This window comes from Streptomyces sp. NPDC104096, assembly GCF_055584385.1.
In genome coordinates, this window is record NZ_JBVJMD010000061.1 from 16,437 (window position 1) to 41,691 (window position 25,255).

Annotated in this window: 23 protein-coding genes and 1 riboswitch; of the genes, 12 read left to right on the top strand and 11 right to left on the bottom strand. The window is 74.1% G+C overall.

Annotated elements, in window-relative coordinates:
* The first annotated feature begins 74 nt into the window (after window positions 1-74).
* Window positions 75-842, top strand: a complete 768-nt coding sequence (locus tag ACZ60B_RS36520) for a ZIP family metal transporter (RefSeq protein WP_469394913.1) — start codon at window positions 75-77, stop codon at window positions 840-842.
* Between the two features lie 23 nt (window positions 843-865).
* On the opposite strand, the gene cobI is transcribed toward ACZ60B_RS36520, so the two are convergent.
* The 9 genes from cobI to ACZ60B_RS36565 form a co-directional block, all read right to left on the bottom strand.
* A complete protein-coding gene (gene cobI / locus ACZ60B_RS36525; RefSeq protein WP_469394915.1) occupies window positions 866-1,615 on the bottom strand; it encodes a precorrin-2 C(20)-methyltransferase in 750 nt (249 codons plus the stop codon).
* The gene (locus ACZ60B_RS36530) at window positions 1,612-3,042 is read right to left on the bottom strand and encodes a cobyrinate a,c-diamide synthase (protein WP_469394917.1); all 1,431 of its coding nucleotides are present in this window, start codon (window positions 3,040-3,042) and stop codon (window positions 1,612-1,614) included. Before ACZ60B_RS36530 ends, cobI begins: the two co-directional genes overlap by 4 nt.
* On the bottom strand, window positions 3,039-3,638 hold the full coding sequence (gene cobO / locus ACZ60B_RS36535; RefSeq protein ID WP_469394919.1) for a cob(I)yrinic acid a,c-diamide adenosyltransferase: 600 nt from the start codon (window positions 3,636-3,638) through the stop codon (window positions 3,039-3,041). Before cobO ends, ACZ60B_RS36530 begins: the two co-directional genes overlap by 4 nt.
* On the bottom strand, window positions 3,638-5,638 hold the full coding sequence (locus tag ACZ60B_RS36540; protein ID WP_469394921.1) for a putative cobaltochelatase: 2,001 nt from the start codon (window positions 5,636-5,638) through the stop codon (window positions 3,638-3,640). Before ACZ60B_RS36540 ends, cobO begins: the two co-directional genes overlap by 1 nt.
* The gene (gene cobN, locus ACZ60B_RS36545; RefSeq protein ID WP_469394923.1) at window positions 5,635-9,303 is read right to left on the bottom strand and encodes a cobaltochelatase subunit CobN; all 3,669 of its coding nucleotides are present in this window, start codon (window positions 9,301-9,303) and stop codon (window positions 5,635-5,637) included. The genes ACZ60B_RS36540 and cobN overlap by 4 nt, the downstream gene beginning before the upstream one ends.
* The gene (locus ACZ60B_RS36550; protein WP_469394925.1) at window positions 9,300-10,871 is read right to left on the bottom strand and encodes a cobyric acid synthase; all 1,572 of its coding nucleotides are present in this window, start codon (window positions 10,869-10,871) and stop codon (window positions 9,300-9,302) included. Before ACZ60B_RS36550 ends, cobN begins: the two co-directional genes overlap by 4 nt.
* On the bottom strand, window positions 10,871-11,812 hold the full coding sequence (locus ACZ60B_RS36555; RefSeq protein ID WP_469394927.1) for a cobalamin biosynthesis protein: 942 nt from the start codon (window positions 11,810-11,812) through the stop codon (window positions 10,871-10,873). The genes ACZ60B_RS36550 and ACZ60B_RS36555 overlap by 1 nt, the downstream gene beginning before the upstream one ends.
* 101 nt (window positions 11,813-11,913) lie before the next feature.
* Window positions 11,914-12,059, bottom strand: a riboswitch (cobalamin riboswitch).
* Between the two features lie 194 nt (window positions 12,060-12,253).
* Window positions 12,254-12,475, bottom strand: a complete 222-nt coding sequence (locus ACZ60B_RS36560; protein ID WP_469394929.1) for a hypothetical protein — start codon at window positions 12,473-12,475, stop codon at window positions 12,254-12,256.
* Window positions 12,476-12,510: 35 nt separating this feature from the next.
* Window positions 12,511-13,770: an inorganic phosphate transporter gene (locus ACZ60B_RS36565; protein ID WP_469394931.1), complete on the bottom strand. Its 1,260-nt coding sequence runs from the start codon at window positions 13,768-13,770 to the stop codon at window positions 12,511-12,513.
* A gap of 306 nt (window positions 13,771-14,076) precedes the next feature.
* On the opposite strand from ACZ60B_RS36565, the gene ACZ60B_RS36570 reads away from it, so the two are divergent.
* The 3 genes from ACZ60B_RS36570 (at window position 14,077) to ACZ60B_RS36580 (ending at window position 17,871) form a co-directional block, all read left to right on the top strand.
* Complete coding sequence (locus tag ACZ60B_RS36570; protein ID WP_469394933.1) at window positions 14,077-14,808, top strand: class II aldolase/adducin family protein; 732 nt, start codon at window positions 14,077-14,079, stop codon at window positions 14,806-14,808.
* A gap of 255 nt (window positions 14,809-15,063) precedes the next feature.
* Window positions 15,064-16,191 carry an alpha/beta hydrolase gene (locus ACZ60B_RS36575; RefSeq protein WP_469394935.1) on the top strand — a complete coding sequence of 376 codons (1,128 nt, stop codon included), beginning with the start codon at window positions 15,064-15,066 and terminating at the stop codon, window positions 16,189-16,191.
* 213 nt (window positions 16,192-16,404) lie between these two features.
* Window positions 16,405-17,871: a hypothetical protein gene (locus tag ACZ60B_RS36580; protein WP_469394937.1), complete on the top strand. Its 1,467-nt coding sequence runs from the start codon at window positions 16,405-16,407 to the stop codon at window positions 17,869-17,871.
* Between the two features lie 133 nt (window positions 17,872-18,004).
* Here ACZ60B_RS36580 and ACZ60B_RS36585 read toward each other — a convergent pair whose 3' ends face one another.
* Window positions 18,005-18,418: a VOC family protein gene (locus tag ACZ60B_RS36585; protein WP_469394940.1), complete on the bottom strand. Its 414-nt coding sequence runs from the start codon at window positions 18,416-18,418 to the stop codon at window positions 18,005-18,007.
* Between the two features lie 323 nt (window positions 18,419-18,741).
* On the opposite strand from ACZ60B_RS36585, the gene ACZ60B_RS36590 reads away from it, so the two are divergent.
* From ACZ60B_RS36590 to ACZ60B_RS36600, 3 genes are all read left to right on the top strand, one after another.
* A complete protein-coding gene (locus tag ACZ60B_RS36590; protein ID WP_469394942.1) occupies window positions 18,742-20,340 on the top strand; it encodes an ABC-F family ATP-binding cassette domain-containing protein in 1,599 nt (532 codons plus the stop codon).
* A 335-nt stretch (window positions 20,341-20,675) separates the two neighbouring features.
* On the top strand, window positions 20,676-20,897 hold the full coding sequence (locus ACZ60B_RS36595) for a helix-turn-helix domain-containing protein (protein WP_010355597.1): 222 nt from the start codon (window positions 20,676-20,678) through the stop codon (window positions 20,895-20,897).
* A 116-nt stretch (window positions 20,898-21,013) separates the two neighbouring features.
* A complete protein-coding gene (locus ACZ60B_RS36600; RefSeq protein WP_469394944.1) occupies window positions 21,014-21,817 on the top strand; it encodes an enoyl-CoA hydratase/isomerase family protein in 804 nt (267 codons plus the stop codon).
* A gap of 22 nt (window positions 21,818-21,839) precedes the next feature.
* Here ACZ60B_RS36600 and ACZ60B_RS36605 read toward each other — a convergent pair whose 3' ends face one another.
* The gene (locus ACZ60B_RS36605) at window positions 21,840-22,577 is read right to left on the bottom strand and encodes a nucleopolyhedrovirus P10 family protein (protein WP_469394946.1); all 738 of its coding nucleotides are present in this window, start codon (window positions 22,575-22,577) and stop codon (window positions 21,840-21,842) included.
* Window positions 22,578-22,663: 86 nt separating this feature from the next.
* Between ACZ60B_RS36605 and ACZ60B_RS36610 the strand changes: the two genes are divergently transcribed.
* Genes ACZ60B_RS36610 through amaP form a run of 5 tightly spaced genes read left to right on the top strand, consistent with a single transcriptional unit; the run spans window position 22,664 to window position 25,013 of the window.
* On the top strand, window positions 22,664-23,152 hold the full coding sequence (locus ACZ60B_RS36610; protein ID WP_469394948.1) for an Asp23/Gls24 family envelope stress response protein: 489 nt from the start codon (window positions 22,664-22,666) through the stop codon (window positions 23,150-23,152).
* Window positions 23,153-23,180: 28 nt separating this feature from the next.
* Complete coding sequence (locus ACZ60B_RS36615) at window positions 23,181-23,366, top strand: hypothetical protein (RefSeq protein ID WP_469394951.1); 186 nt, start codon at window positions 23,181-23,183, stop codon at window positions 23,364-23,366.
* A complete protein-coding gene (locus ACZ60B_RS36620) occupies window positions 23,363-23,746 on the top strand; it encodes an Asp23/Gls24 family envelope stress response protein (protein ID WP_469394953.1) in 384 nt (127 codons plus the stop codon). Before ACZ60B_RS36615 ends, ACZ60B_RS36620 begins: the two co-directional genes overlap by 4 nt.
* Window positions 23,743-24,429 (top strand): DUF6286 domain-containing protein, encoded by a 687-nt coding sequence (locus tag ACZ60B_RS36625; RefSeq protein WP_469394956.1) that lies wholly within the window; start codon window positions 23,743-23,745, stop codon window positions 24,427-24,429. Before ACZ60B_RS36620 ends, ACZ60B_RS36625 begins: the two co-directional genes overlap by 4 nt.
* Window positions 24,426-25,013 (top strand): alkaline shock response membrane anchor protein AmaP, encoded by a 588-nt coding sequence (amaP, locus tag ACZ60B_RS36630; RefSeq protein ID WP_469394958.1) that lies wholly within the window; start codon window positions 24,426-24,428, stop codon window positions 25,011-25,013. The genes ACZ60B_RS36625 and amaP overlap by 4 nt, the downstream gene beginning before the upstream one ends.
* Window positions 25,014-25,255: the final 242 nt, after the last annotated feature.

Consider the following 25,255-nt stretch of genomic DNA (forward strand, 5'->3'; position numbering starts at 1 on the left):
TCCTCTCGTACGGATCTTCACTGGGCGGGGGGCCGGAGGTGCGCGACCCGGGTTCGATCGGATAGCAAGGTCACATGGCGGTCCTCGTCGCGCTCGGCGCGTTCCTGATGACGCTGGCCGGCGGCTGGACGGCACAGCGGGTCACCGACCGGCGCCATCTGGTCCTCGGCCTGGCCGGCGGTCTGATGCTCGGCGTGGTCGGCCTGGACCTGCTGCCCGAGGCGCTGAAGACGGCGGGCACCGAGGTCTTCGGCGTACCGGCCGCGCTGCTGCTGTTCGTGGCCGGCTTCCTGCTGGCCCATCTGGCCGAACGGCTGCTGGCCGACCTCCCCCGGGACCCCCACTCCGCCCGGACGGAGGAGGACCACGCGGCCGCGCACGGCGCCGGGGCGCCCTCCGGCCGGGTGCCCGAGGTGGGCCTGACGGCGGCCGCCGCGATGGTCGGCCACAGCGCCATGGACGGCGTGGCGATCGGCGCGGCCTTCCAGGTCGGCGGCGGCATGGGCGCGTCCGTCGCGCTGGCCGTCGTCGCCCACGACTTCGCGGACGGCTTCAACACGTACACGATCACCAGCCTGTACGGGAACGCCCGGCGCAAGGCGGTGGCCATGCTGTTCGCGGACGCGGCGGCGCCGGTTCTCGGCGCGGCCTCGACCCTGTTCTTCGTCCTGCCCGAGACGCTGCTCGGCGGCTATCTCGGCCTCTTCGGCGGGGTGCTCCTCTACCTCGCGGCCGCCGAGATCCTGCCCGAGGCCCACCACGAGCACCCCGCCCGCCCGACCCTGCTGTGCACGGTCGCGGGCGCCGCGTTCATCTGGCTGGTGGTGGGTCTGGCCGGCTGAGCGGCCGTACGGCCCGCGGGGCGTCACAGCTTGCCGCCCCGCCCGCCGTCGCGCGGCGCGGGCGCGATGAGCGTCGACAGATAGGGCAGCGGGCCGTCGCCGAGATCGGCGGCCGGCCGGATGGACTCCTGCGCGAGCCCCAGCGCCGAACCCCACACCGCGGCCTCCAGCCGCCCGGTCTCCCGCAGCGCCTCGGCGACCTCCGCGGCCTGCCGCCCGAACTTGTACGCGACGACCGTGCCCGGCCCGCTCAGCGCGTCCTTGAGCGCGGCGGACCCCGCCGTGACCGGCACCAGGGTGAGCGGTTCGGTCCCCTCGGTCAGGACCGCCCCCGAGCGCGCCGCGAGGTCCTGCATCGCGGTGATGCCCGGCACGGTCTCGACGACGACGTCCGGCACCGACTCCGCCACGGTCTGCGCCAGATAGGTGAACGTCGAGTACACGTTCGGGTCCCCGATGGTCGCGAAGGCGACGCGGGCGTGCGCGTCGAGCAGCGCCGCCACCCGCGCCCCCGCCGCGTCCCAGGCGGCCTCGCGCCGGGCCCGGTCGCTGCGCTCGTTGAGCGCGAACACCACCCGGACGACCTTCTCCCGCGGCACGTAGTGCAGCACGGTCGCCTCGGCCCGTCCCGGCTCGCCGCCGTCCGCCCCGTCCGCCGCGGCCATCACGGGCACCACGACGACGTCCGCGGCGCGCAGGGCGTTGACGCCCTTGACGGTCACCAGCTCGGGGTCGCCGGGGCCGACCCCGACACCGATCAGCTTGCTGCTCATGACGTCAGGCACCTCTCGACGAACCGACGGGCCACGCCGGGCTCGGACGCCCAGTGCGTGTGCAGATAACTCGCGTGCACGCCCTGCTGCACGAAACCTTCGACGCGCCGTTCGGGGGCGCGCATCCCCCAGGCGGGAGACGCCCCGGCGCCGGGCTCCACGACCGTCCGGTGGAACTCGTGCCCGCGCATCCGGGTGCCCGCCGCCGCGAGCACGCTGTCGCCGAGCGCCACCGCGTCCCGGTAGCCGAGGGTGAGCCGCTCGTCCATCCGGGCCACGGCGTCGATCACCCCGCACATGGGCCGGCCGTCGAGCTCCCGCGCCAGATACAGCAGCCCGGCACACTCGGCCGCGACCGGCGCCCCGGCCGACGCCAGTTCCGCCACCGCCCTGCGCAGCGGCTCGTTGGCGGACAGCTCGGGCGCGTACACCTCGGGGAACCCGCCGCCGATCACCAACCCGCTCGTTCCGGCGGGCAGTTGCTCGTCATGGAGCGGATCGAAGGGCACGATCTCGGCACCGGCGGCGGTGAGCAGCTCGGTGTGCTCGGCGTAGGAGAAGGTGAACGCGGGGCCGCCGGCCACGGCGACCACCGGTGCCTTCCGGTCCCGGCCGACCACGTCCAGCCCGTCCGGCGCCTGAGGACGAGGCCGTTCGGGCCGGAGCGGGGGGCCGGGGGCGGCGGCCCCCAGGGCCTCGGCCGCGTCCCAGGCCGCACCCGGCACCGTACCGGCACTGCGCGCCAGCGCGATCAGCGCTTCCAGGTCACAACCGTCGGAGACCTGCGCCGCCATCGCCGCGACGGCCGCGACCGCCTCCGCCCGCCGCTCGGCGACCGGCACCAGACCGAGGTGCCGGGACGGCGTGTCCACCTGCGGCGCCCGCCGCAGCACCCCGAGCACCGGCACCCCGGCGGAGTCCAGCGCGTCGCGCAGCAGCTCCTCGTGCCGGTCCGAGGCGACCTTGTTCAGGATCACGCCCCCGATCCGCACCTCGGGATCCCAGGAGGCGAACCCGTGCACCAGCGCCGCCACCGACCGCGACTGCGACGACGCGTCGACGACCAGCACCACCGGCGCCCGCAGCAGCTTCGCCACCTGGGCGGTGGACGCCAGTTCCCCCTCGCCCGCCGCCCCGTCGTACAGCCCCATGACCCCTTCGACGACCGCGATGTCGCATCCCCGCGCGCCGTGCGCGAACAGCGGACCGACCAGGTCGGGACCGCACAGGTACGCGTCGAGGTTGCGGCCCGTGCGCCCGCTGGCGAGCGCGTGGTAGCCGGGGTCGATGTAGTCGGGCCCGACCTTGTGCGGGGACACCCGCAGCCCGCGCCCCGCGAACGCGGCCATCAGCCCCGTGGCGACGGTGGTCTTGCCGCTGCCCGAGGAGGGCGCGGCGACGACCAGCCGGGGAACGGACGTCCTCACCACTCGATGCCCCTCTGGCCCTTCTGGCCGGCGTCCATCGGATGCTTGACCTTGGACATGTCGGTGACGAGATCGGCGAAGTCGACCAGTTTCTCGGGGGCGTTGCGCCCGGTGATCACGACGTGCTGAGTGCCCGGCCGGTCCCGCAGCACCGCGACGACCTCGTCCGTGTCGATCCAGCCCCAGTGCATCGGGTACGCGAACTCGTCGAGCACGTACAGCTTGTACGTCTCGGCGGCGAGGTCGCGCTTGACCTGTTCCCAGCCCTCCCGGGCCTTGTCCTCGTTGTCCATCTGGGCGTCGCGCTGGACCCAGGACCAGCCCTCGCCCATCTTGTGCCAGTCGACGCTCCCGCCCTCGCCGGAGGCGCCCAGCACGCGCAGCGCGTTCTCCTCGCCGACCTTCCACTTCGCCGACTTGACGAACTGGAACACCCCGATGGGCCACCCTTGGTTCCAGGCGCGCAGCGCCAGCCCGAACGCGGCGGTGGACTTCCCCTTGCCGACGCCCGTGTGCACGACGACCAGCGGCCGGTTACGTCGCTGACGAGTCGTCAGACCGTCGTCCGGTACGACACTCGGCTGTCCCTGCGGCACTACGCGGCCCTCCTCTGCGCGTCCTTCACCACGTCCTTCACCAGCCCGGCGATGCTGTCCGCCCGAAGCTCGTCCAACGTCACCGCCGTACCGCCCAGTTCACCCGCGAGCTTCCCGGCCAGCCCCAGCCGCACCGGCCCGGACTCGCAGTCCACGACGACCGAGGCGACCCGCTCCGCCGCGAACAGCCCGGCCGCCCGGGACGCGAGCGGCAGCGGCTCGGGGCCCCCGGTGGCCCGTCCGTCCGTCACCACGACCAGCAGCGGCCGCCGCGCCGGGTCCCGCAGCCGTTCCACCCGCAGCACCTCGTGCGCCTTCAGCAGCCCGGCCGCGAGCGGGGTGCGCCCGCCCGTCGGCAGCGACTCCAGCCGTGCCGCCGCCGCGTCCACCGAAGAGGTGGGCGGCAGCGCGACCTCGGCGGCCGACCCGCGGAAGGTCACCAGCCCCACCTTGTCCCGCCGCTGGTAGGCGTCGAGCAGCAACGACAGCACCGCGCCCTTGACCGCGCCCATCCGCTGCCGGGCCGCCATCGACCCGGAGGCGTCCACGACGAACAGCACGAGGTTGGACTCGCGCCCCTCCCGCACCGCCTGCCGCAGATCGTCCCGGCGCACGAGCAGCCCCGGCCCCGAACGCCCGCGCGCCCGCTGATGCGGAGCGGCTGCCTGCACGGTCGCGGCGAGATGCAGCTTCGTCAGCGTGCCGCGCGGCCGCCGGGCCCCGGTCGTGCGCCCGTGCTCGGTCCGCGCCCGCGAGCGTCGTCCGGCGGCGCCCCGGCCTATCCCGGGCACGCTCAGCGCCTTGGTGCGGAACGGCTCGGCGGCCCGCACGGCGGACCGTTCCGTGCTTCCGGAGGCCTGCGGCTCCCCGCCCTCGCCGGCCTCGGGCCGGGCCGACGTGTCACCGCCCTGCGGACCTGACTCCGGGGACGGCTGCCCGCCACCCCCGCCGCCCGGGCCGTCGGGGTCCGGATCGTCCTCGGGGGACTCGCCCGAGAACTCCTCCAGCGTCTCGTCGAGCTTGTCCTCGTCGAGACCGGGCGCGTCGAACGGATTCCGCCTGCGCCGGTGCGGCAGCGCCAGCAGCGCCGCCTGCCGCACGTCCTCGGCGAGCACCTCGGTGCGCCCGGCCCAGGCCGCCAGCGCGGTGGCCGTACGCGCCATCACGATGTCGGCCCGCATGCCGTCCACCTCGAAGGCGGCACAGGTCGCCGCGATCTGCCGCAGCGCACCGTTACCCAGCCGCACCGAGGGCAGCAACTCGCGTGCCGCGACGATGCGTCGACGTACGGCCGCCTCCTCGCCCGCCCAGCGCGCCGTGAAGCCGGCCGGGTCGTCGTCGTACGCGAGCCGCCGCCGTACGACCTCCACCCGCTGGTCGGGTTCCCGAGAGGCGGCCACCTCGACGGTCAGCCCGAACCGGTCCAGCAACTGCGGCCGCAGCTCGCCCTCTTCGGGGTTCATCGTGCCCACGAGCAGGAACCGCGCCGCGTGCCGTACGGAGACGCCCTCGCGCTCGACGTACGAGGCGCCCATCGCGGCCGCGTCCAGCAGCAGGTCGACCAGATGGTCGTGGAGCAGGTTGACCTCGTCGACGTACAGGATCCCGCGGTGCGCGTCGGCCAGCAGGCCGGGCTCGAAGGCCTTCACGCCCTCGGCGAGCGCCCGCTCGATGTCCAGGGCGCCGACCAGCCGGTCCTCGGAGGCGCCGACGGGCAGCTCGACCATCCGGGCGGGGCGTGGCGCGCCCCCTCCCGCTTCGTGCGGCCCGTCCGGGCAGCCGGGGTCGGGGGAACCGGGGTCGCAGGAGAACCGGCACCCGGGGACGACGTCGACCTCGGGCAGCAGTGCGGAGAGGGCACGTACGGCCGTGCTCTTCGCGGTGCCCTTCTCGCCGCGCACCAGCACACCGCCGACCGCCGGTGACACGGCGTTCAGCAGCAGCGCGAGCCGCAGGTCGTCCTGGCCGACGACGGCCGTGAACGGGAACGGGGTACTCACTGGTCGTCGCCCTCCAAGTCGCCTTCGAGCTCCAGATAGGTGGCGCGCAGCCGCTCCAGCGTGTCCGCGTCCGGCTCCGCCCACAGCCCGCGGTCCGCCGCCTCCAGCAGGCGCTCGGTGATGCCGCGCAGGGCCCACGGGTTGGACTTCTTCATGAAGTCCCGGTTCTCCGCGTCGAAGACGTACTCGGCGCTGAGCTTCTCGTACATCCAGTCGTCCACGACCCCGGCCGTGGCGTCGTAGCCGAAGAGGTAGTCGACGGTCGCCGCCATCTCGAAGGCGCCCTTGTAGCCGTGCCGGCGCATCGCCGCCATCCAGCGCGGGTTGACCACCCGGGCCCGGAAGACCCGGTGGGTCTCCTCGCCCAGCGTGCGCGTCTTCACCTGGTCCGGTACGGCCGAGTCGCCGACGTACGCCTCGGGGGAGGCCCCGGTCAGGTGCCGCACCATCGCGACCATGCCGCCGTGGTACTGGAAGTAGTCGTCCGCGTCGACGAGGTCGTGCTCGCGGGTGTCCACGTTCTTGGCGGCGACCGCGATCCGCTTGAACGCCGTCTCCATGTCGCCGCGCGCCGCCCGTCCGTCGAGCCCGCGCCCGTAGGCGTAGCCGCCCCAGACGGCGTACACCTCGGCGAGGTCGGCGTCCGAGCGCCAGTTCCGGGCGTCGATCAGCGGCAGCAGGCCGGCGCCGTACGCGCCCGGCTTGGAGCCGAAGATGCGGGAGGTGGCGCGCCGCCGGTCGCCGTGCTCGGCGGTGTCCTCGTCGGCGTGCGCGCGGACGAAGTTGCGGTCCGCCGGTTCGTCCAGCTCGGCGACCGCCCGTACCGCGTCGTCGATCAGCCCGACCACGTGCGGGAACGCGTCCCGGAAGAAGCCGGAGATGCGGACCGTGACGTCGATGCGGGGACGGCCCAGTTCCGCCAGGGGCACGATCTCGAAGCCGGTGACCCGGCGCGAGGCGTCGTCCCACACCGGGCGGCAGCCCAGCAGCGCCAGGATCTCCGCGATGTCGTCGCCCTGGGTGCGCATGGCGGACGTGCCCCACACCGTCAGTCCGACGGACGTCGGGTAGGCGCCCGTGTCCTGGAGGTACCGCTGGACGAGGGAGTCGGCGAGGGACTGGCCGACCTCCCAACTCAGCCGGGAGGGAATGGCCTTGGGGTCGACGGAGTAGAAGTTGCGGCCGGTCGGCAGGACGTTGACGAGCCCGCGCGTGGGCGAACCCGACGGGCCGGCCGGGACGTAACCGCCGTCCAGCGCCTTGAGGATGTGCCCGATCTCGTCCGTCGTCCGCGCCAGCCGCGGGACCACCTCGCGGCAGGCGAACTCCAGCACCGCGACGGCGTCGGGGAGTTCGGTGCCGAGGAGGTCGCGCACCAGCGCCGGGACCGCGGCCGGGTCCCAGCCGCGCTCCTCCATGCCGAGGGCCGCCCGGCGGCAGAGCTGCTCCAGCAGGTCGATCGCGTCGGCCGCCGTCCGGGCCGGGCCCTCGACGAGGTCGGTCAGCTCGACCGGGACCTTCACGGCCGCGCCCGGCTCGGCGAGCAACTCCTTCTCCAACAGGCCGAAGTGCTCGGCGAGGGCGGCACGCAGGCCGGGCAGCGCGTTCGCCGCACCGCCCCACACCTGCGAGGCGCGCAGCACGGCGAGCACGAGGTTCACCCGCGGCTCGGCCTCCGGGCCGCCGCCCAGGACGTGCAGCCCGTCGCGGATCTGCACGTCCTTGATCTCGCAGAGGTAGCCGTCGATGTGCATCACGAACTCGTCGAAGTCGCCGTCGTCCGGCTGCTCGTCGACGTGCAGGTCGTGGTGGAGCTCGGCGGCCTTGACCAGCGTCCAGATCTGGGCGCGGACGGCCGGGGCCTTGGCCGGGTCCAGGTCGGACACGAGCGCGTACTCGTCGAGGAGTTGCTCCAGCTTGGCCAGGTCGCCGTAGGTGTCGGCGCGGGCCATCGGCGGTACGAGGTGGTCGACGACGGTGGCGTGACCGCGCCGCTTGGCCTGGGTGCCCTCGCCGGGGTCGTTGACGATGAACGGGTAGACCAGGGGGAGTTCGCCGAGGACGGCGTCGGGCGCGCAGCCGCCGCTCAGCCCGAGTCCCTTGCCCGGCAGCCATTCCATCGTGCCGTGCTTGCCCATGTGGACGATCGCGTCGGCGCCGAAACCCCCCTCCGATGTCGCGGCCTCCAGCCAGCGGTAGGCGGCCAGGTAGTGGTGCGACGGGGGCATGTCGGGGTCGTGGTAGATCGCGATCGGGTTCTCGCCGAAGCCGCGCGGCGGCTGGATCATCACGACGACGTTCCCGAACCGGAGGGAGGCGAGGACGATGTCGTCGCCGTCGACGTACAGCGAGCCCGGTGGCTCGCCCCACGCCTCCAGCATCCCGTCCCTGAGCGCGGGGTCGAGCCGGTCGAACCAGGCCCGGTAGTCGGCCAGCGGCACCCGCGCGGGCGCCGCGGCCAACTGCTCCTCGGTCAGCCACTCGACGTCGTGGCCGCCGGCCGCGATCAGCCGGTGGATCAGCTCGTCGCCGTTGTCGGGGTGCCCCTCGACCGCGTATCCCGCGTCCCTGAGCGCGTCCAGGACCCGTACGGCCGAGGCGGGCGTGTCCAGCCCCACCGCGTTGCCGACCCGCGAGTGCTTGGTGGGGTAGGCGGTGAAGACCAGCGCGAGCTTCTTCTGCGCGTTCGGGGTGTACTTCAGCCGGGCGTGCCGTACGGCGATCCCGGCCACCCGGGCGGCCCGCTCCGGGTCGGCGACGTAGACGGGCACCTCGTCCGGGCCCTGCTCCTTGAAGGAGAACGGCACGGTGATCAGGCGTCCGTCGAACTCCGGGATGGCGACCTGCATCGCCGCGTCCATGGGGGAGAGGGCGGCGTCGGACCCGCTCCAGGCGGCGCGCGAGGAGGTGAGACACAGGCCCTGGAGGACGGGCACGTCGAGGTCGGCGAGCGCCCCGATGTCCCACGCCTCCTCGTCCCCGCCCGCGGAGGCCTGTGAGGCGTGGGTGCCGCCCGCCGCGAGGACGGTGGCGACGATCGCGTCGGTCCGGCCGAGGATCCCGTACAGCCCGGGGTCGGCGTCGCGCAGCGAACCGCAGTACACGGGAAGCGCGTTGGCTCCCCGCGCCTCGATCGCCTCGCACAGGGTGTCCACGAAGGCGGTGTTGCCGCTGAGTTCGTGGGCGCGGTAGAAGAGCACGCCGACCGTGGGCCGGCCCTCGACGAGGGCACGCTCGCCGTGGACGCCGTACCCGGGCATCCGCTGCGGCCCGTCGAAGCCCTCACCCGTCAGCAGCACGGTGTCGGACAGGAACCGGGCCAGCTCCGTGAGGTTCGCGGGGCCGCCCTCCACGAGATAGCGCAGGGCCTCGGCGACCACACCGGCGGGCACCGACGACTCGGCCATCAGCTCGGCGTCCGGCACGGACTCCCCGCCCAGCAGCACGGTCGGGATCCCGGACGCCTTCAGCACGGCCAGCCCGTCCTCCCAGGCCCGCTTCCCGCCCAGCAGCCGTACGACGGCGACGTCCGCGCCCCTGATCAGCGCGGGCAGCTCCCCGGCGACGTCGACCCGGGTCGGGTTGCCGATCCGGTAGGGGGCGCCGCAGGCGCGGGCCGCCAGCAGATCGGTGTCGGCGGTCGACAACAACAACACTGTGCTCATGCGGGCGCTCCCGGGGGGATGAAGGGCAGTCCTTGCGGCGCGCCGGACTCGATGAGCCGCCACAGCGCGTCCGTGTCCGCGTGCTGTTCGATCAGGTCGCCGAGCAGGTCGAGCTGCTCCTCGCGCAGCGCGGCGAACGAGGTGTCGGGGGCCGGCACGAAACGGCGGCCCGCGGCGGCCGCCACCTCGCGCAGGAACGCCCGCCGGAACCCGTCCGACTCCAGCGAGCCGTGCCAGTGGGTGCCCCAGACGGCGCCGGCCCGGCAGCCGTCGAGGGGGTGTCCCTCGCCGTCGGAGAAGAACGGCTCGCCGCCGGTGACGTCGGCGACCCCGTGATGGATCTCGTACCCCTCGACGTGCTCGCCGAGGGCCTCGCCGACGGGCCGGGTGAGCGTCTTCTCACGGGCGAACCGCACCCGTACGGGCAGCAGACCCAGCCCGTCCACGTGCCCCGCGCGGCTCTCCACCTCGTCCTCGATGTGCTCGCCGAGGATCTGGAAACCGCCGCAGACGCCGAGCACCGGCCGGCCCTCGGCGGCCCTGCGGAGCAGCGCGTCCGCGAGGCCCCGCCGCCGCAGCCACTCCAGGGCCTTGACCGTCCCGCGGGTGCCCGGGACCACCACGAGGTCGGCGTCGGCGAGTTCCTCGGGCCGGTCCACGAACCGCACGACGACGCCCGGTTCGGCGGCGAGCGCGTCCACGTCCGTGAAGTTGGACATCAGCGGGATCGCGCAGACGGCGACCCGCAGGACGTCCTCGCCGACGGGGGCGGTGACGGCGGACTCCCGGACGGCACCCCGCAGGGAGACGCGCAGCCCGTCCTCCTCGTCGATGCCGAGGCCGTGCCGGAAGGGCAGCACGCCGTACGTCCGCCGCCCGGTGAGGCCGTGCAGCATGTCGAGCCCGGGTTCGAGCAGGGACACGTCGCCCCGGAACTTGTTGACGAGGAACCCGGCGACCAGCTCCTGGTCCTCGGGAGCGAGCAGGGCGACCGTGCCGAAGAAGGAGGCGAAGACACCGCCGCGGTCGATGTCGCCGACGACGAGGACGGGCAGTCGCGCGTTGCGGGCGACGCCCATGTTCACGATGTCGGTCCGGCGCAGGTTGATCTCGGCCGGGCTGCCGGCCCCCTCGCAGATCACCGCGTCGTACGTGCTCCGCAACTCGGCGAGGCAGTCGAGGACGGTGCCCAGCAGCGCCTCCTGCCGCCCGCCGTGCAGCCTGTTCCCGGGGGACGGGCCCGCGACCCCGCCGAAGAACCCGCGCGCGGTCATCTCGCCCACCGGCTTGCCCATGAGGACGACCTGGCTGCTGCGGTCGCCGCCGGGCTTGAGCAGCACGGGGTTCATCAGCGCGGTCGGCTCGACGCGGCAGGCCTGGGCCTGCATCGCCTGGGCCCGCCCGATCTCCGCGCCCTCGCGGGTCACGAACGAGTTGAGGGACATGTTCTGCGCCTTGAAGGGCGCGACCTTGACGCCCTGCCGCACCAGCCACCGGCAGATCCCCGCGGTGACGACGCTCTTGCCGGCGTCGGAGGTGGTGCCGGCGACCAGGAGACCACCGTTCATCAGTCACGTTCCTTCACGAGGAGTCGCGCGGCGGCGCAGACGCCGAGCGCGAGCCAGCCGACGCGCCGGGACAGCCGCACCGCCCGGTCGATGTCCGAGGCACGGACGGCCCGTCCGTGGGCACCGTTGAGCACGGGCCGGTGCTCGACCCGTCCGGCGTAGGAGAGGGTCCCGCCGAGCCGCACGCCGAGGGACCCGGCGAACGAGGCCTCCACGGGACCGGCGTTGGGACTGGGATGCCTGGCGGCGTCGGCCCGCCAGGCCCGTACGGCGCCGCGCGGATCGTCTCCGGCCAGGGCCGCGAGGGCGGCCGTGAGGCGGGCCCCCGGCCAGCCCGCGGCGTCGTCGAGCCGGGCCGAGGCCCATCCGTAGCGGCGGTAGCGGGGCGACTTGTGGCCGACCATGGCGTCGAGGGTGTTCACGGCGCGGAAGCCGATCAGTCCCGGCACCCCGCCGACGGCTCCCCACACCAGCGCGCCGACGACGGCGTCGGAGGTGTTCTCGGCGACCGACTCGACGACCGCCCGCGCTACGCCGTCCGCGTCGAGGGCCTGGGGGTCCCGGCCGCACAGATGCGGCAGCCGGGCGCGGGCGCCCGCGACGTCCCCGGCCTCCAGGGCGCGCCCGATGGCGCGGGCCTCCCGGGCGAGCGAGGTGCCCCCGACGACGGCCCAGGTGGCGGCGGCGGTGAGGGCCACGGAGGCGGCGCCGGAGGTACGTACGGCGCGGGCGGCCACGGCCCCGAGCGCCACGGCGCCGCCGGCGCACACCACGGTGTGCAGCGCGCCCTGGCCACGGTGGTCCCGCCACAACGCCCGTTCCACGGCCGCGGCCGCGCGCCCGAACAGTGCGACCGGGTGCCCGCGGCGTGGATCGCCGAGGAACAGGTCGCCCAGGAGGCCCGCGGTGGCGCCGTACGCGAAGACGCGATCGGCACGCACCGGCTCAGCCGATCGTGGCGGTACCGGGCAGTGACCTGGTGCTGAGACTCAATCGGCAGCCGAGCATGGCGACATGTCCTCACTCAGGGTGTCCACGCCCTGGTTCGACGAGACCGACGGCGAGAGTTCCTGGCTCCCGGGGATTGCTACCCCGGTCACAGTGGCGGGACCGCGCCGGATTCGCACCGGCTTCCTCTTGTGTCGTCGTAGATGGCTCCGGAAGTCCACCACGGGCCCTGAAGGGCCGTCAACCTGCTCTTGACCTGGGACGGAGGAGTGTGTGAAGCCCCACACACGGCGGGCGGCGGGATGGGCGGGCGACGAGTGGGAAGCGCGGCCGACGAGACGGGCGGGCAACGGGAAGCGCGGGCAACGGCAAGGGCGGGAAGAACCCGTGGGTTCTTCCCGCCCTTGGCGAACGGTGTGCCGGATGGCGGCGGGTCAGGCGACGATCAGCCAGATCCCGTAGCCCACCGCGGCCGCGCAGGCCGCGAAGCACGCGTAGGCGCCCGTCACCGCGAGCGCGGCGCCGCCGCCCTGCGCGGAGGCCCGCTCCTGGCGGGAGAGACCCATGATGCCGAGGGTGAACAGGGCCACGAGACCCACGGTGACCACGAGGCTGACGCCGAACACGGAGCCCAGGGCTGCCCAGTCGATGTTCATACCGATGCTTCCTTACTTAACCGGGTGCGCGGGGCTCAGGCGGCGGTCGGCGGGACCGACGCCGTCGCCGGGTCGGCGGTGACCATCGGGGCGGCGGCCGGGGAGGGGATGGTGGCCGTGAGGTTCTCGGTCACCGTGCCGGTGGGGGGCGGGGCCACCATGGCGATCGCCTGGGTCACCACGCCGGCCGGCTCCTCGGAGGCGGTGACGCTGTTGTGGTCGACGGTCTCGCGCCGGGAGACCTTCCAGATCGCGGCGCTGGAGGCGATCAGGAAGACGGCGACGGCCGCGGTGCCCCAGTCGCCCAGGTTCGTCACGGACTCGGCGAGCGCGCCGACCAGGCCGGCGGCCGGCAGGGTCAGGCCCCAGGCGACGAACATGCGGGTCGCGGTGGACCAGCGCACGACTCCGCCCTTGCGGCCGAGGCCCGCGCCCATCACGGAGCCGGAGACGGCGTGCGTGGTGGAGAGGGAGAAGCCGAGGTGGGAGGAGGCCAGGATGACCGTCGCGGCGCTGGTCTGGGCGGCGAAGCCCTGCTGCGGCTGAAGGTCGGTCAGGCCCTTGCCCATCGTGTGGATGATGCGCCAGCCGCCCAGGGAGGTGCCGAGCGCGATGGCGAGACCGGCGGAGAGGATGACCCAGACCGGCGGGTCGGAGTCGGGCGCGATGGCGCCGCCGGCGACCAGGGCGAGGGTGATGATGCCCATCGTCTTCTGCGCGTCGTTGGTGCCGTGGGCCAGGGAGACCAGGCCGGCCGAGGCGATCTGGCCGGTGCGGTAGCCCTTCGCGGCGGCCTTGCTGTCGGCCTTCTTGCCCAGGGTGTAGGAGAAGCGGGTGGCCAGCATCGAGGCGACGCCCGCCACGATCGGGGCCGCGACGGCCGGGATGAGGACCTTGGTGACCAGCGCGTCGCCGTGGACGGCGCCCACGCCGGCCGAGGCGACGGTGGCTCCGATCAGACCGCCCATGAGGGCGTGCGAGGAGCTGGACGGCAGGCCCACCAGCCAGGTCAGCAGATTCCAGAGGATCGCGCCGACCAGGGCGGCGAAGATGACCTCGGGTCGGATGCCGGTCTCGTCGACGAGACCCTTGGAGATCGTGTTGGCGACCTCCACGGAGAGGAAGGCGCCCACGAGGTTGAGGACGGCCGACATGGCCACCGCAACCTTGGGCTTGAGTGCACCGGTCGAGATGGTCGTGGCCATCGCGTTGGCGGTGTCGTGAAAACCGTTCGTGAAATCGAACGCGAGTGCGGTTACCACCACAATCGCGAGGATCAGCGAGAAGTTTTCCATTTACCCAGGCAATCGTTCGAAGTCATTGGTGCGATGAACGTAGGCAACCTGGGTGAACGGAAGGTGAACTGAGACGGGCTTTGTGGTGTCGCCAACAGGAGAATGACACTCCGCTTGATGCTACCGATACGTACCCCGCATGACCGGTCACCCCAGGTGAGCGGCCTGGTGTCGCAACCCCGTCGGACCGTCGGTCGGGATTCCGGCTTGCGGCGGGCCGTCGCCGCCGTCGTATGCCGACGGACCCGAAATGGCTACGCTGCGTGATCGGCGGCCTGTCGGCGTCGAGCCTGGCAGGATCGCGACATGACTGAGCGGCGGCACGACGGGCAGGGTGCGCGGGGCGCCCGGAACACAAAGGGCATACAGGGCGACCCGGGCGGCCGGGGTGTGAGCGAGGACGAGGCGCGTGCCTGGGACGCGCTTGTCGCGACGGCCCGCCGGACCGTCTCCGACGGACTGGTCGTCGGCACCTCGGGCAACGTCTCCGTCCGGGTCGGGGACACCGTGCTGGTCACGCCGTCGGGCGTGCCCTACGACCGGCTGACGCCGGACGACATCACCGGGGTCGACCTGGCGGGCCGGCAGGTGCTCGGCAGCCTCGTCCCGACCAGCGAGCTGCCCATGCACCTCGCCGTCCACCGCGCCGGCGACGCCCGGGCCGTGGTGCACACCCACGCCGTGCACGCCACGGCCGTCTCCACGCTCGTGCCCGAGCTGCCGACGATCCACTACATGGCCGCGGCGCTCGGCGGGCCCGTCCGGGTCGCCCCCTACGCGCCCTACGGATCCGAGCGGCTGGCCGAGAACGTGCGCCTGGCCCTGGTGGACCGCACCGGCTGTCTCCTCCAGAACCACGGCACCCTCACCCACGGCGCCACCCTCGACCAGGCCTACGACCGCACGGCACAACTGGAGTGGATGTGCCGGCTGTGGCTGACCGCGTCCTCGGTGCCGGGACTGGCGCCGCACCTGCTGACGGCCGAGCAGGTGGCGGAGGCGGGGGAGCGGCTGCGGGGGTACGGGCAGCGGGCCTGACGGTGCGGGTGGGGCGGGCAGGGTGCGCGGTGCGCATGGGACGGCCCGCGCAGGCGGCCCGCCCGGCGTACGCACGGCCCGCGCGGCGCGCACGGCGGACAGGTGGCACGCACGGCGTACAGGTGGCGCACACGGCGCACGCGTGCCGCGCGCGGCGTACGGGTGGCCGGGGCGTGCCTCCGGCCCCGTCCCGGTACGTCACTCCTTCCCCGGCTCCCACTGGCCGGTCGTCCGCACCGCCCCGACACTGAACGGGTGCACCCTGTCAAAGCGACGGCCGCCGCCGTCACCGCAGTGGTAGGGGCCGGGGCCGCCGCGGTGGCCGCCGGCCGGCTCGCCAGCGACGCCGCCCTGAAGGCGCCGGCCGGCCGGCCCCTGCCCACCGAACCCAGGCTCACCGTGCACGGCACCGCCGCCGGACGGATCACCCTCACCAGGGACCTGGCCTCGCTGCGCCCCGGCACCTACGGCCTCGCGGGCGACGGCTCCCACGCCGTCGTCGGGCCCGTCGTCGACGCCGCCGCGCTCTCGGCCGACACCGTGGTGCGCCGCCTGGAGCGCGTCACCCACGGCACCCTGAGCCAGGGCGACAAGGTGTGGCTCACCCCGAACGTGTACGTCGGCAACCCGGGCGCCGCGCTCGGCCTGGAGTACGCCGACGTCGACATCCCCGGCGAGCTCGGCCCGCTGCCGGCGTGGTTCGTCCCCGGCGCCCGCGACACCTGGGTGATCGCCGCCCACGGCCTCGGCACCACCCGGGAGCTGGCCCTGAACGTGATGGAGTTCCTGCACCGCCATCGCTTCTCGGTGCTGGCCCTCTCCTACCGCGGCGACCTCGGCGCGCCCCGCCCGCAGGACGGCCTGAACCACCTCGGCGAGAGCGAGTGGCGCGACCTGGACGCCGCGATGCGCTACGCCGTGCGCTACGGAGCCGAGCGCCTCGTGCTGTACGGCTGGTCCACCGGGGCCACCATGGCGCTGCGCGCCGCCGCCCACTCGGGGCTGCGCGAGCGGGCCGTGGGGCTCGTCCTGGACTCCCCGGTGCTGAGCTGGGAGACCACCCTGCGCTCGCTGGCCGCGGCCCGCCGCACCCCGGGGCCGCTGCTGCCGCTGGCCGTGCGTGCCGCCGAGGGCCGCACCGGCATGAACAGCGCCAGCGACGAGGAGCCCGCCGACCCCGCCCTGCTCCGGATCCCGGCGCTGATCTTCCACGGCCCCGAGGACGCGGTGGCCCCCTGGGCCCTCTCCCGTCGCCTCGCCCGGCGCCGGCCCGACCTGGTCACCCTCCAGACCGTCCCGGGTGCCCCGCACGGAGCCATGTGGAACGCCGACCCGGCCGCCTACGAGGAGGCTCTGCGGCGCTTCCTGGTCCCCCTGATGTGACCGGTCCGGTCCCCTGACGTGGCCGTCCCGGTCCCCCGCCGGGACCGGACCGCGCACCGGTCGCGGACCGGCCGACCTGCTTCCGTTTAAAGCCGTACCACTGGCCTGATCGCTCCCGTCGACCCCCCTCGCGGACGTGTGCGTTGGCCAGTCCCGTAGCCCGCCGTGACATTCCGTTTGGGTTTTCGGACGGTCAACCGGAAGACTGCACCCGTGACGTCCCGTATCCCGCGCGACTCCAGGCTTCGACTCGTCCGCCCCCGACCCCTGGCCGCCGCCCCCAGAGCCGTGAACCAGCGGCGCCCGCGCCGCCCCGCACCCCGACCTCCGGAGGGCACGCCGGCCCCCGCGGAGCTGGCCAGAATGGCTCGCTCCGGTCTGGCCCCGGCCGCCCGCGTCGCCCGCTGGGCCGACGCCGCCCTCGGCCCCGGCCGCGACGGCGCGGCCGTCGACGGCAAGGCCACCCTCGCCGACGCGACCGCCGACCGGGCGGCCCTGGAACTCGGCCTGACCGCGACCGAGGTCCGCGCCGACTGGGACACCGCCCGGCTCGCCGGCCTCATCGAGGTGCACGGCGACAGCGCCCGTCCCGGCTGGCGGCTGCGCGCCTGGGACCGTGACGACAGCGCCGTCCTGCGCGGCTGGGTCGCCCTCTTCGACGCGTGGTCGCTGGCGTGCCCGGAACCCGCGGACCATGAGCCCTCGACCGTCGCCGAGGTCGTCTCGGCCATGCCGCAGGTGCTCTCCTTCCTCCAGCTCTCCGCCGGTCCCGTACCCGTGACCCAGCTCCTCGACCTGCTCGCCCAGCGGGTCACCGAGCTGCGCACCGAGCGCTGCGAGATCCCCTACGGCCCGCAGGCCGTGACCGGCGCCGCCGCCGTCCCCGCGGGGGCCGCCGTGGCCGCCGCGACCGTTGTGCCCTCCGCCGACGCCGACCCGGCGGAGCCCGCGCAGGAGGCCGAGCTCGCCCCGCTGCTCGACTGGGCCCTGCACGCCCTCGCCTCGGTGGGCGCCCTCACCTGCGGCGCCGGTCAGGCCACGCTCACCCCGCTGGGAAGCTGGGCGGTCTGGGTCAAGCTGGAGCAGATCTGCGTCGCCGCGCAGAGCCCCGCCGGGAACATCGAGCAGGCCGCCGAGGGAATGCTGCGCGGCTGTGCCCAGCTGCGCCCCAACGCGGCCCGCGCCGAGTACCGCGCCTGGCTCGCCGCCCGCCCCGTCGGCCGCGCCGTCACCGACCTGCTGGCCGCCGCCCGCGGCGAGGACGCCCTGCTGCGCGGCCTGGCCTTCGAGGCGCTGCGGGTCGTCGGCGCCCCCGCCGAGCACGACGTCCGCTCGGTGGTGGACGAGCCGGCCCTGCGGCCGTACGCCCTGCTCTGGCTCGCCGAGCACGACGGCGTCGACCCCGAGGACGCGCACGAGGTGCTCACCCGGCAGGAGGCCACCTGGCTGTGGGTCGACACCGCGGCCGCCGTGGCCGACCACGGCGAGGCCCCGATGCTGGTCCGGCATCTGGAGTCCGCGGTGCAGCCCACCGTCCCGCAACTGCTCGACGAGGTACGCGCCGTCGGCCACCCGCGCACCGTGCAGGTCCTCGTCGCGCTCGCCGCCGCCCACCCGGACCCGGCGCTGGCCAAGGCCGTCCGCCGGGCGGCCTTCCAGGTGCACACCGGAGGGAACTGACCCGGAGGAACCGACCCGCGGGAACGTCGGCCGCGGCGGACCGCGGGGACCGTTCCGCGGCGACCCGATCACGGCGAACCGGCGGGAGACCCGGGCAGAGCCCCGGCCTCCCGCCGACTGCCGGTGCCGGTCGTCAGGACGGCAGCTCGGGGGCGTACGTGCCGAAGCTCCAGATGTTGCCCTCGATGTCCCGGGCCATGTAGTCCCGCGAACCGTAGTCCTGGTCCGTCGGGGGCATCAGGATCTCCGCGCCGTGCTCCACGGCCCGCCGGTGGTGGGCGTCGACGTCGTCCACCAGGACGTACACCCCCGCCGGGCCCGCGCCCTTCATCGCCGTGTCGAAGACGCCGCCACGGCCCTTCGAACCCAGCATCACCGCGCCGTTGCCCTGTACCAGCTCGGCGTGCATCACCGCGCCGTCCTCGCCCTCGTACACCGACAGCTCCAGGAACCCGAAGGCCTCCGTGAGCTGCCTGAGTGCCGCCTTCGCGTCCGTGTACAGCAGTGTCGGACAGATGCTCGGGCGTCCACCGCTCGTCCCCGTCATGCCGGCCTCTCCCTCGTCGTCGCCGCCGGAAATCAACCTGCCGCCCAGTCTCGCAGCGGCCACTGACAACGGACCCGCCCCGCCGCACCGGAAGGCGGAGCGGGCCGGATGTGCCGAACGTCACGCCACGCCACCGCCGCGCCACCGGCCCCGTATACGTCCTGGTGGACGCCGCCGCCGTACGCCCGGTCCGCCGCCCGATCGCAGAAAAAGTGGTTGCACGGCCCCGTTAGACTGACGTCATGGCCATTCTCCTCGCGCATTAGACGGCGGGAACGTCCTCAGCCGCCCACCCGCCACCCTTCCTGCCCTGGAGCCTGTCCGTGATCTCCGCCTCCGGTATCGAGCTGCGCGCCGGTGCCCGCATCCTCATCGAGTCCGCCACCTTCCGCATCACCAAGGGCGACCGCATCGGCCTGGTCGGCCGCAACGGCGCGGGCAAGACGACGCTCACCAAGGTCCTCGCGGGCGAGGGCATCCCCGCCGGAGGCACCATCGCCCGCTCCGGCGAGGTCGGCTATCTGCCGCAGGACCCGCGCACCGGCGACCTGGACGTGCTGGCCCGCGACCGCATCCTCTCGGCCCGCGGCCTGGACACCCTGCTCCGCAAGATGCGCGACAACGAGCAGCGCATCGCCAACGGCTCCGGCGCGACCCGCGAGAAGGCCCTGCGGCAGTACGAGCGCCAGGAGACGGAGTTCCTCACCAAGGGCGGGTACGCCGCCGAGGCCGAGGCCGCCACCATCGCCGCCGCGCTCAATCTGCCCGACCGGGTGCTCGGCCAGCCGCTGCACACCCTCTCGGGCGGTCAGCGCCGCCGTATCGAGCTGGCCCGGATCCTGTTCTCGGACGCGGACACCCTGCTGCTCGACGAGCCGACCAACCACCTCGACGCCGACTCGATCGTCTGGTTGCGCGACTACCTGAAGACCTACCGCGGCGGCTTCATCGTGATCTCCCACGACGTCGACCTCGTCGAGACGGTCGTCAACAAGGTCTTCTACCTGGACGCCAACCGCGCCCAGATCGACGTCTACAACATGGGCTGGAAGCTCTACCAGCAGCAGCGCGAGGCCGACGAGAAGCGCCGCAGGCGCGAGCGGCAGAACGCCGAGAAGAAGGCCGCCGCCCTGAACGCGCAGGCCGACAAGATGCGCGCCAAGGCCACCAAGACCGTCGCCGCGCAGAACATGGCCAAGCGGGCCGACAAGCTGCTGTCGGGCCTGGAGGCCGTGCGCCAGCAGGACAAGGTCGCCAAGCTGCGCTTCCCGGAGCCCTCGCCGTGCGGCAGGACCCCGCTGATGGCGGAGGGCCTGTCGAAGTCGTACGGCTCCCTGGAGATCTTCACGGACGTCGACCTGGCCATCGACAAGGGTTCCCGCGTGGTGATCCTCGGTCTGAACGGCGCCGGCAAGACGACCCTGCTCAGGCTGCTGGGCGGCGTCGAGGTCCCCGACACCGGCCAGGTGGTCCCGGGCCACGGCCTCAAGCTCGGCTACTACGCGCAGGAGCACGAGACCCTCGACCCCGAGCGCACCGTCCTGGAGAACATGCGCTCCGCGGCCCCCGACCTCGACCTCGTCGAGGTGCGCAAGACGCTCGGCAGCTTCCTGTTCTCCGGCGACGACGTCGACAAGCCGGCGGGGGTCCTCTCCGGCGGCGAGAAGACCCGTCTCGCCCTGGCCACCCTCGTGGTGTCCTCGGCCAACGTCCTGCTGCTCGACGAGCCGACCAACAACCTCGACCCGGCCAGCCGCGAGGAGATCCTCGGCGCGCTGCGCACCTACAAGGGCGCGGTCGTCCTGGTCACGCACGACGAGGGCGCGGTCGAGGCGCTCCAGCCGGAGCGGATCATTCTGCTGCCCGACGGTGTCGAGGACCTGTGGGGCTCCGACTACGCGGATCTCGTCGCCCTCGCTTGATCGAATGTCTGATCCACGGCGTATGGATCATTCGGCCGATCCGTGATCCATCATCTGCGTGAGATCTCCTCGTATCGAGGTGTGTCCTACATCCATTTCACGGCCGATCCCTTTGTCGACAAGGGATCGGCCGTTGCGCGTCCCTGACCTGGCACTTCGTGAAACAACCCGTTTGGGTGCATGGATGCGATCGGATGGAATCAGAGATTCCGCATGTGGGGACGCACTCCTGTCGTCACAAGCCTGTCGTACGGACCTTGCCGAATGGGTGGCCATCGGGCCCGGGAGGGGTGATCATGAGGAGACCAGAGCGCACTTCCCATGAGGAGGCACGGGTGGCCGAGACTCTGAAGAAGGGCAGCCGGGTGACCGGCGCCGCGCGCGACAAGCTCGCGGCAGACCTGAAGAAGAAGTACGACTCCGGTGCGAGCATCCGGGCGCTGGCCGAGGAGACCGGCCGCTCGTATGGCTTCGTACACCGGATGCTCAGTGAGTCGGGCGTCACGCTCCGTGGGCGTGGTGGGGCGACGCGGGGCAAGAAGGCCGCTACGTCCTGACCCGGGCGGCCCACCGGCTTCGATGGTGGCCACCCGGTCGTTCGGCTGATCGACCGGGTGGTTACTGTGCAGTCACTTAGCTGACCGCTGACTGACCGCACTCATCGGAGGCGTCCATGGCTTCGCCCGACCAGGAACTCGTCCCCCTGCTCGACAAGGACGGCGTACGGCTCACCGTCGACGACGCGCTCGCCACGGTGACGCTGACCAACCCGGCCAAACGCAACGCGCAGAGCCCCGCGATGTGGCGTGCGCTCGCCGAGGCCGGCCGGCTGCTGCCGGGCTCCGTCCGCGTCGTCGTGCTGCGCGGCGAGGGCAAGTCCTTCTCCGCCGGTCTCGACCGGCAGATGTTCACGCCGGAGGGGATCGAGGGCGAGCCGTCCTTCATCGACCTCGCACGCGGTGACGACGCCGAACTCGACGACGCCATCGCCGGGTTCCAGGAGGGCTTCACCTGGTGGCGGCGCAACGACATCGTGTCGGTCGCCGCCGTGCAGGGCCATGCCATCGGGGCGGGCTTCCAGCTCGCGCTCGCCTGTGACGTGCGCGTCGTCGCTGACGACGTGCAGTTCGCCATGCGCGAGACCTCGCTGGGCCTGGTGCCGGACCTGACCGGCACCCATCCGCTGGTGTCCCTGGTCGGCTACGGCCGTGCGGTCGAGATCTGCCTGACCGGCCGGTTCGTGACGGCCGAGGAGGCGGTGAGCTCCGGGCTCGCCAACCTGTCGGTGCCGGTGGCCGACCTCGACGCCGCGGTGGCGGATCTGGCCGCGGCGCTCCTCGCCGCGCCCCGGGACGCGGTGATCGAGACCAAGACCCTGCTGCGCGGGGCCGCCGACCGTACGTACGACGAGCAGCGCGGCGCGGAGCGCGCCGCCCAGGCCCGCCGACTGCGGGACCTGGCCGGCCTCGGCGAGTGAGCCCGGGAGCTCCGGACGGCTCTCAGCCGACCACGGTCACCAGGACCGTCACCGTGGGGTGATCCGGCAGCGCCTCGCCCACCGCCGTACGGACCGCGCGGGCCACGTCCAGGGCCCGGTGGCCCGCCCGCACCGCGATCTCCACCCGTGCGTGGCGCCGCGGCAGCGCGCCCTCGTGCGGCGGTTCTCCGGTCTGCGCCGAGGCGTGCGTCGAGAGCTGCACCGGCGACCAGCCGCCGAGCGCGCCGGTCAGCCGCTCCACCCCCGGAACACCGCGCGCGGCCGCGGCCGCCCGCTCCTCGTCGGGCGTCGCGGCGCGACCGGCCGTGGGCGGCTCCGGCAGACGTACGGGGGAGGGCTCGGGCGCCTCCTCCAGCAGGCCCGTCACCCGCAGGTCCACCTCGGTGACCGCCAGCCCGAGGCGCTCGGCCGCCGCGCCCAGCGTCGCCCGTACGAGTGACGCCGTGACGGGCAGCGGTCCGCTCAGCGTGGTCGCGAAGTCCGCCGTGACCCGCAGCGGGCCGGGCGGCGACGCCCCGGGCGGCGGCGGCACGACCGGCTCGGCCGCCTCCCCGGGATCCGCCAGCGCGATCCCCAGCGCACCCGGGTACACACCCGGAACGCTCTGTGCCGCGCGCCTTAGCCACGCCTCGGCCGCCCGCTGCGTGATCCACGCGCCGTCACCCGGGCCGCCCAGCGGCAGCAGCCTGCCCAGGCGCAGCTGATCCCGTACCGCCCGCCCGATCCGATCCGCCGTCATTGCTCCAGCCTGCCCCATCACCAGGGCGGCGGCGGGCAACCGCGCTTACCGTGGGGGAAGGACGAGGACCGGAAGGACGTGCGGCGATGACCGACATGACGCAGCAGAACCGGACGCAGAGCCCCGAGAGCACGGCCGAGCCGTCGGTCCAGACCCGCAAGACCACCAGGCGTGGCGGCGGGGACCCGGCGACCCGGGGACGCACCACCATCGCCGACGGGGTCGTGGAGAAGATCGCCGGGATGGCGGCGCGGGACGTCCTCGGCGTGCACGCCATGGGCGGCGGTCTCAGCCGCACCTTCGGCGCCGTACGGGACCGGGTGCCCGGCGGGTCGAAGTCCGCCGTGACGCGCGGGGTCAAGGCCGAGGTCGGCGAGGTGCAGACCGCGCTCGACCTGGAGATCGTCGTCGACTACGGCGTGTCGATCGGCGACGTCGCCAAGGCCGTGCGGGAGAACGTCGTCGCGGCGGTGGAGCGGATGACCGGCCTGGAGGTCGTCGAGGTCAACATCGCCGTCAGCGACGTGAAACTGCCCGAGGAAGAGGACGAGGAGCCGGAGCCCCGGATCCAGTGAGCCAGGGCCGTGAGCTGAGGAGCGCCGCATGAACATGGCCGTGGTCGGCATGATCGCCGGGATGGCGTTGGGCTTCGCCGGGTACTTCGGCGGGTTCGGCGCGTTCCTGCTGGTGGCGGCGCTGGGCGCCGTCGGGTTCGTCGTCGGCCGGTTCCTGGAGGGGGACCTGGAGCTCGGCGACTTCTTCCGCCAGCGTGACGACCGGCGACGGTGACGTCGGTGAGCGAAGGGACCGTCGAGGGCGGCGGACGCCCGACCGTCGTCCCGCCGGGCGAGCGCGGCGCGACCCGGATCGCCGACCGGGTGGTGTCGAAGACGGCCGCCCAGGCGGCCCGCGAGGCCGTCGGACCGCTGCCCGGGGCCGCCGCGCCCCCACAGGCCACCGTCGTCGTCCACCACGACACCGCCCGCGTCCGGATCCACCTCGAACTCGGTTATCCGGGTGATGTCGCCGCCCGCTGTCGCGAGGTGCGTCGTCATGTGGTCGAGCGGGTAGGCGCGTTGGTGGGAATGGAGGTGCCGGAGGTCGCCGTGCACGTGGAACGGCTGCATCCGACCCCGGCACACGACGTGGCACAGGGGAGGACGCGATGAGCGAGCCCCAGGGCTCCGAAGGCACCACACGACGACTACCGGTCATCGAGAAGGACGACCCCGGCGACCCCGGCGGCCCCGGCACCGGACCCGGCCGGTCCGCCCCCGCGGTCCCCGACCCGCCGCCGGCGACCGACGGCGCGGGCCACCGCTTCTGGTCGGCGCGCCGGATCCCGGCGGCCGTCGTCGCCGTCCTCCTGGCGGTCGTCGCGGGCGCCTTCCTCTACGACATCGCCGCCGTGCGGGCCGGCCGGCCCGGCATGCAGTGGCGCCGCTTCCTGGCCGGGGAGCTGGCCCGGCGGCCGCTGGACGACACCTGGGTGCTGGTCGGCGCGGGGGTCACCGCGCTGCTCGGCCTCTGGCTGCTGGTCCTGGCCGTCACGCCCGGCCTGCGGGCCGTCCTGCCGATGCGGCAGGACCGCCCCGACGTCCGCGCGGGACTGCACCGGGACGCGGCCGCGCTGGTCCTGCGCGACCGGGCCATGGAGGTCGCGGGCGTGCAGTCGGTACGGGTACGGGCCCACCGCCGGCGGGCCGAGGTGCGCGCGGTCTCGCACTTCCGCCCGCTGGACGAGGTCCGTGCCGACCTCGACACGGTGCTCGCCGAAGCGGTCGGCGGCCTCGGACTCGTCCGGCCGCCCGCGCTGTCGGTGCGGGTGCGGCGACCGGGCCGGAAGGGGTGAGCGCGATGCTCAGGACCGTCAACCGGGTACTGATCGGTCTCGTCGGCCTCGTCCTGGTGCTGCTCGGCGGCTCGGTGCTCGCCGTCGCCCTGGGCGCCGCGCCGCCCTCCTGGTGGATCCACCAGGGCCCCCACGACGTGCTGCTCAGCGTCGCCGAACGGACCCGCCGGCAGGGCGCCGGCTGGTGGTGGCCGACGGTCCTGGCGGCCCTCGCCGTCCTGGTCCTGCTCGCCCTGTGGTGGCTGATCGCCGTGCTGCGCCGCCGTCGGCTCGCCGAGGTCGTCGTCGACACCGGTGACGGCGAGGAGGCGCTGCTGCGGGGGCGGGCCCTGGAGGGGGTGCTGGCCGACGAGTCCGGGAACATGGACGGCGTCCAGCAGGCCCACATCCAGCTGACCGGGCGGCGCAGCGCCCCCGCGGTCCGGGTACGCCTGCTGCTGGAGCCGCACGTCGACCCGGGCACGGCCCTGCACCAGCTCACCGGCCAGGCCCTGACCCACGCACGCGACTCCGCCCACCTCGCGGCCCTGCCCGCCGAGGTACGCCTGCGCGCGGCCAGGCACCGCGCCACCAGGGTGGGCTGAGCACGCGGCAGCGACGGCGAACCGGCCGCACGCGGCAGTGAGCCCGCCCTGGGTGTACGGACCCGCGGGGGGGGGGGGGGGGGGGGGGGGGGGGGGGGCGCGCGGGGGGGGGGGGGGGGGGGCGGGCCGCGGGGGGGGGGGGGGGGGGGGGGGGGGGGGCGCGGGGGGGGGGGGGGGGGGGGCGGGGGGGGGGGGCCGGCGGCGGGGCCCCCCCCCCGCGGCGGGGGGGACGGCGGCGGCCG

What these genes read in the sequence shown, in the direction of transcription:
- ACZ60B_RS36610 (WP_469394948.1), top strand. Translation starts at nt 22,664, where the DNA reads ATGACCGACATGACGCAGCAGAACCGGACGCAGAGCCCCGAGAGCACG.
- cobI (WP_469394915.1), bottom strand. Translation starts at nt 1,615, where the DNA reads ATGAGCAGCAAGCTGATCGGTGTCGGGGTCGGCCCCGGCGACCCCGAG.
- ACZ60B_RS36565 (WP_469394931.1), bottom strand. Translation starts at nt 13,770, where the DNA reads ATGGAAAACTTCTCGCTGATCCTCGCGATTGTGGTGGTAACCGCACTC.
- ACZ60B_RS36615 (WP_469394951.1), top strand. Translation starts at nt 23,181, where the DNA reads ATGAACATGGCCGTGGTCGGCATGATCGCCGGGATGGCGTTGGGCTTC.
- ACZ60B_RS36600 (WP_469394944.1), top strand. Translation starts at nt 21,014, where the DNA reads ATGGCTTCGCCCGACCAGGAACTCGTCCCCCTGCTCGACAAGGACGGC.
- ACZ60B_RS36550 (WP_469394925.1), bottom strand. Translation starts at nt 10,871, where the DNA reads ATGAACGGTGGTCTCCTGGTCGCCGGCACCACCTCCGACGCCGGCAAG.
- ACZ60B_RS36605 (WP_469394946.1), bottom strand. Translation starts at nt 22,577, where the DNA reads ATGACGGCGGATCGGATCGGGCGGGCGGTACGGGATCAGCTGCGCCTG.
- ACZ60B_RS36560 (WP_469394929.1), bottom strand. Translation starts at nt 12,475, where the DNA reads ATGAACATCGACTGGGCAGCCCTGGGCTCCGTGTTCGGCGTCAGCCTC.
- ACZ60B_RS36570 (WP_469394933.1), top strand. Translation starts at nt 14,077, where the DNA reads ATGACTGAGCGGCGGCACGACGGGCAGGGTGCGCGGGGCGCCCGGAAC.
- ACZ60B_RS36520 (WP_469394913.1), top strand. Translation starts at nt 75, where the DNA reads ATGGCGGTCCTCGTCGCGCTCGGCGCGTTCCTGATGACGCTGGCCGGC.
- ACZ60B_RS36625 (WP_469394956.1), top strand. Translation starts at nt 23,743, where the DNA reads ATGAGCGAGCCCCAGGGCTCCGAAGGCACCACACGACGACTACCGGTC.
- cobN (WP_469394923.1), bottom strand. Translation starts at nt 9,303, where the DNA reads ATGAGCACAGTGTTGTTGTTGTCGACCGCCGACACCGATCTGCTGGCG.
- ACZ60B_RS36585 (WP_469394940.1), bottom strand. Translation starts at nt 18,418, where the DNA reads ATGACGGGGACGAGCGGTGGACGCCCGAGCATCTGTCCGACACTGCTG.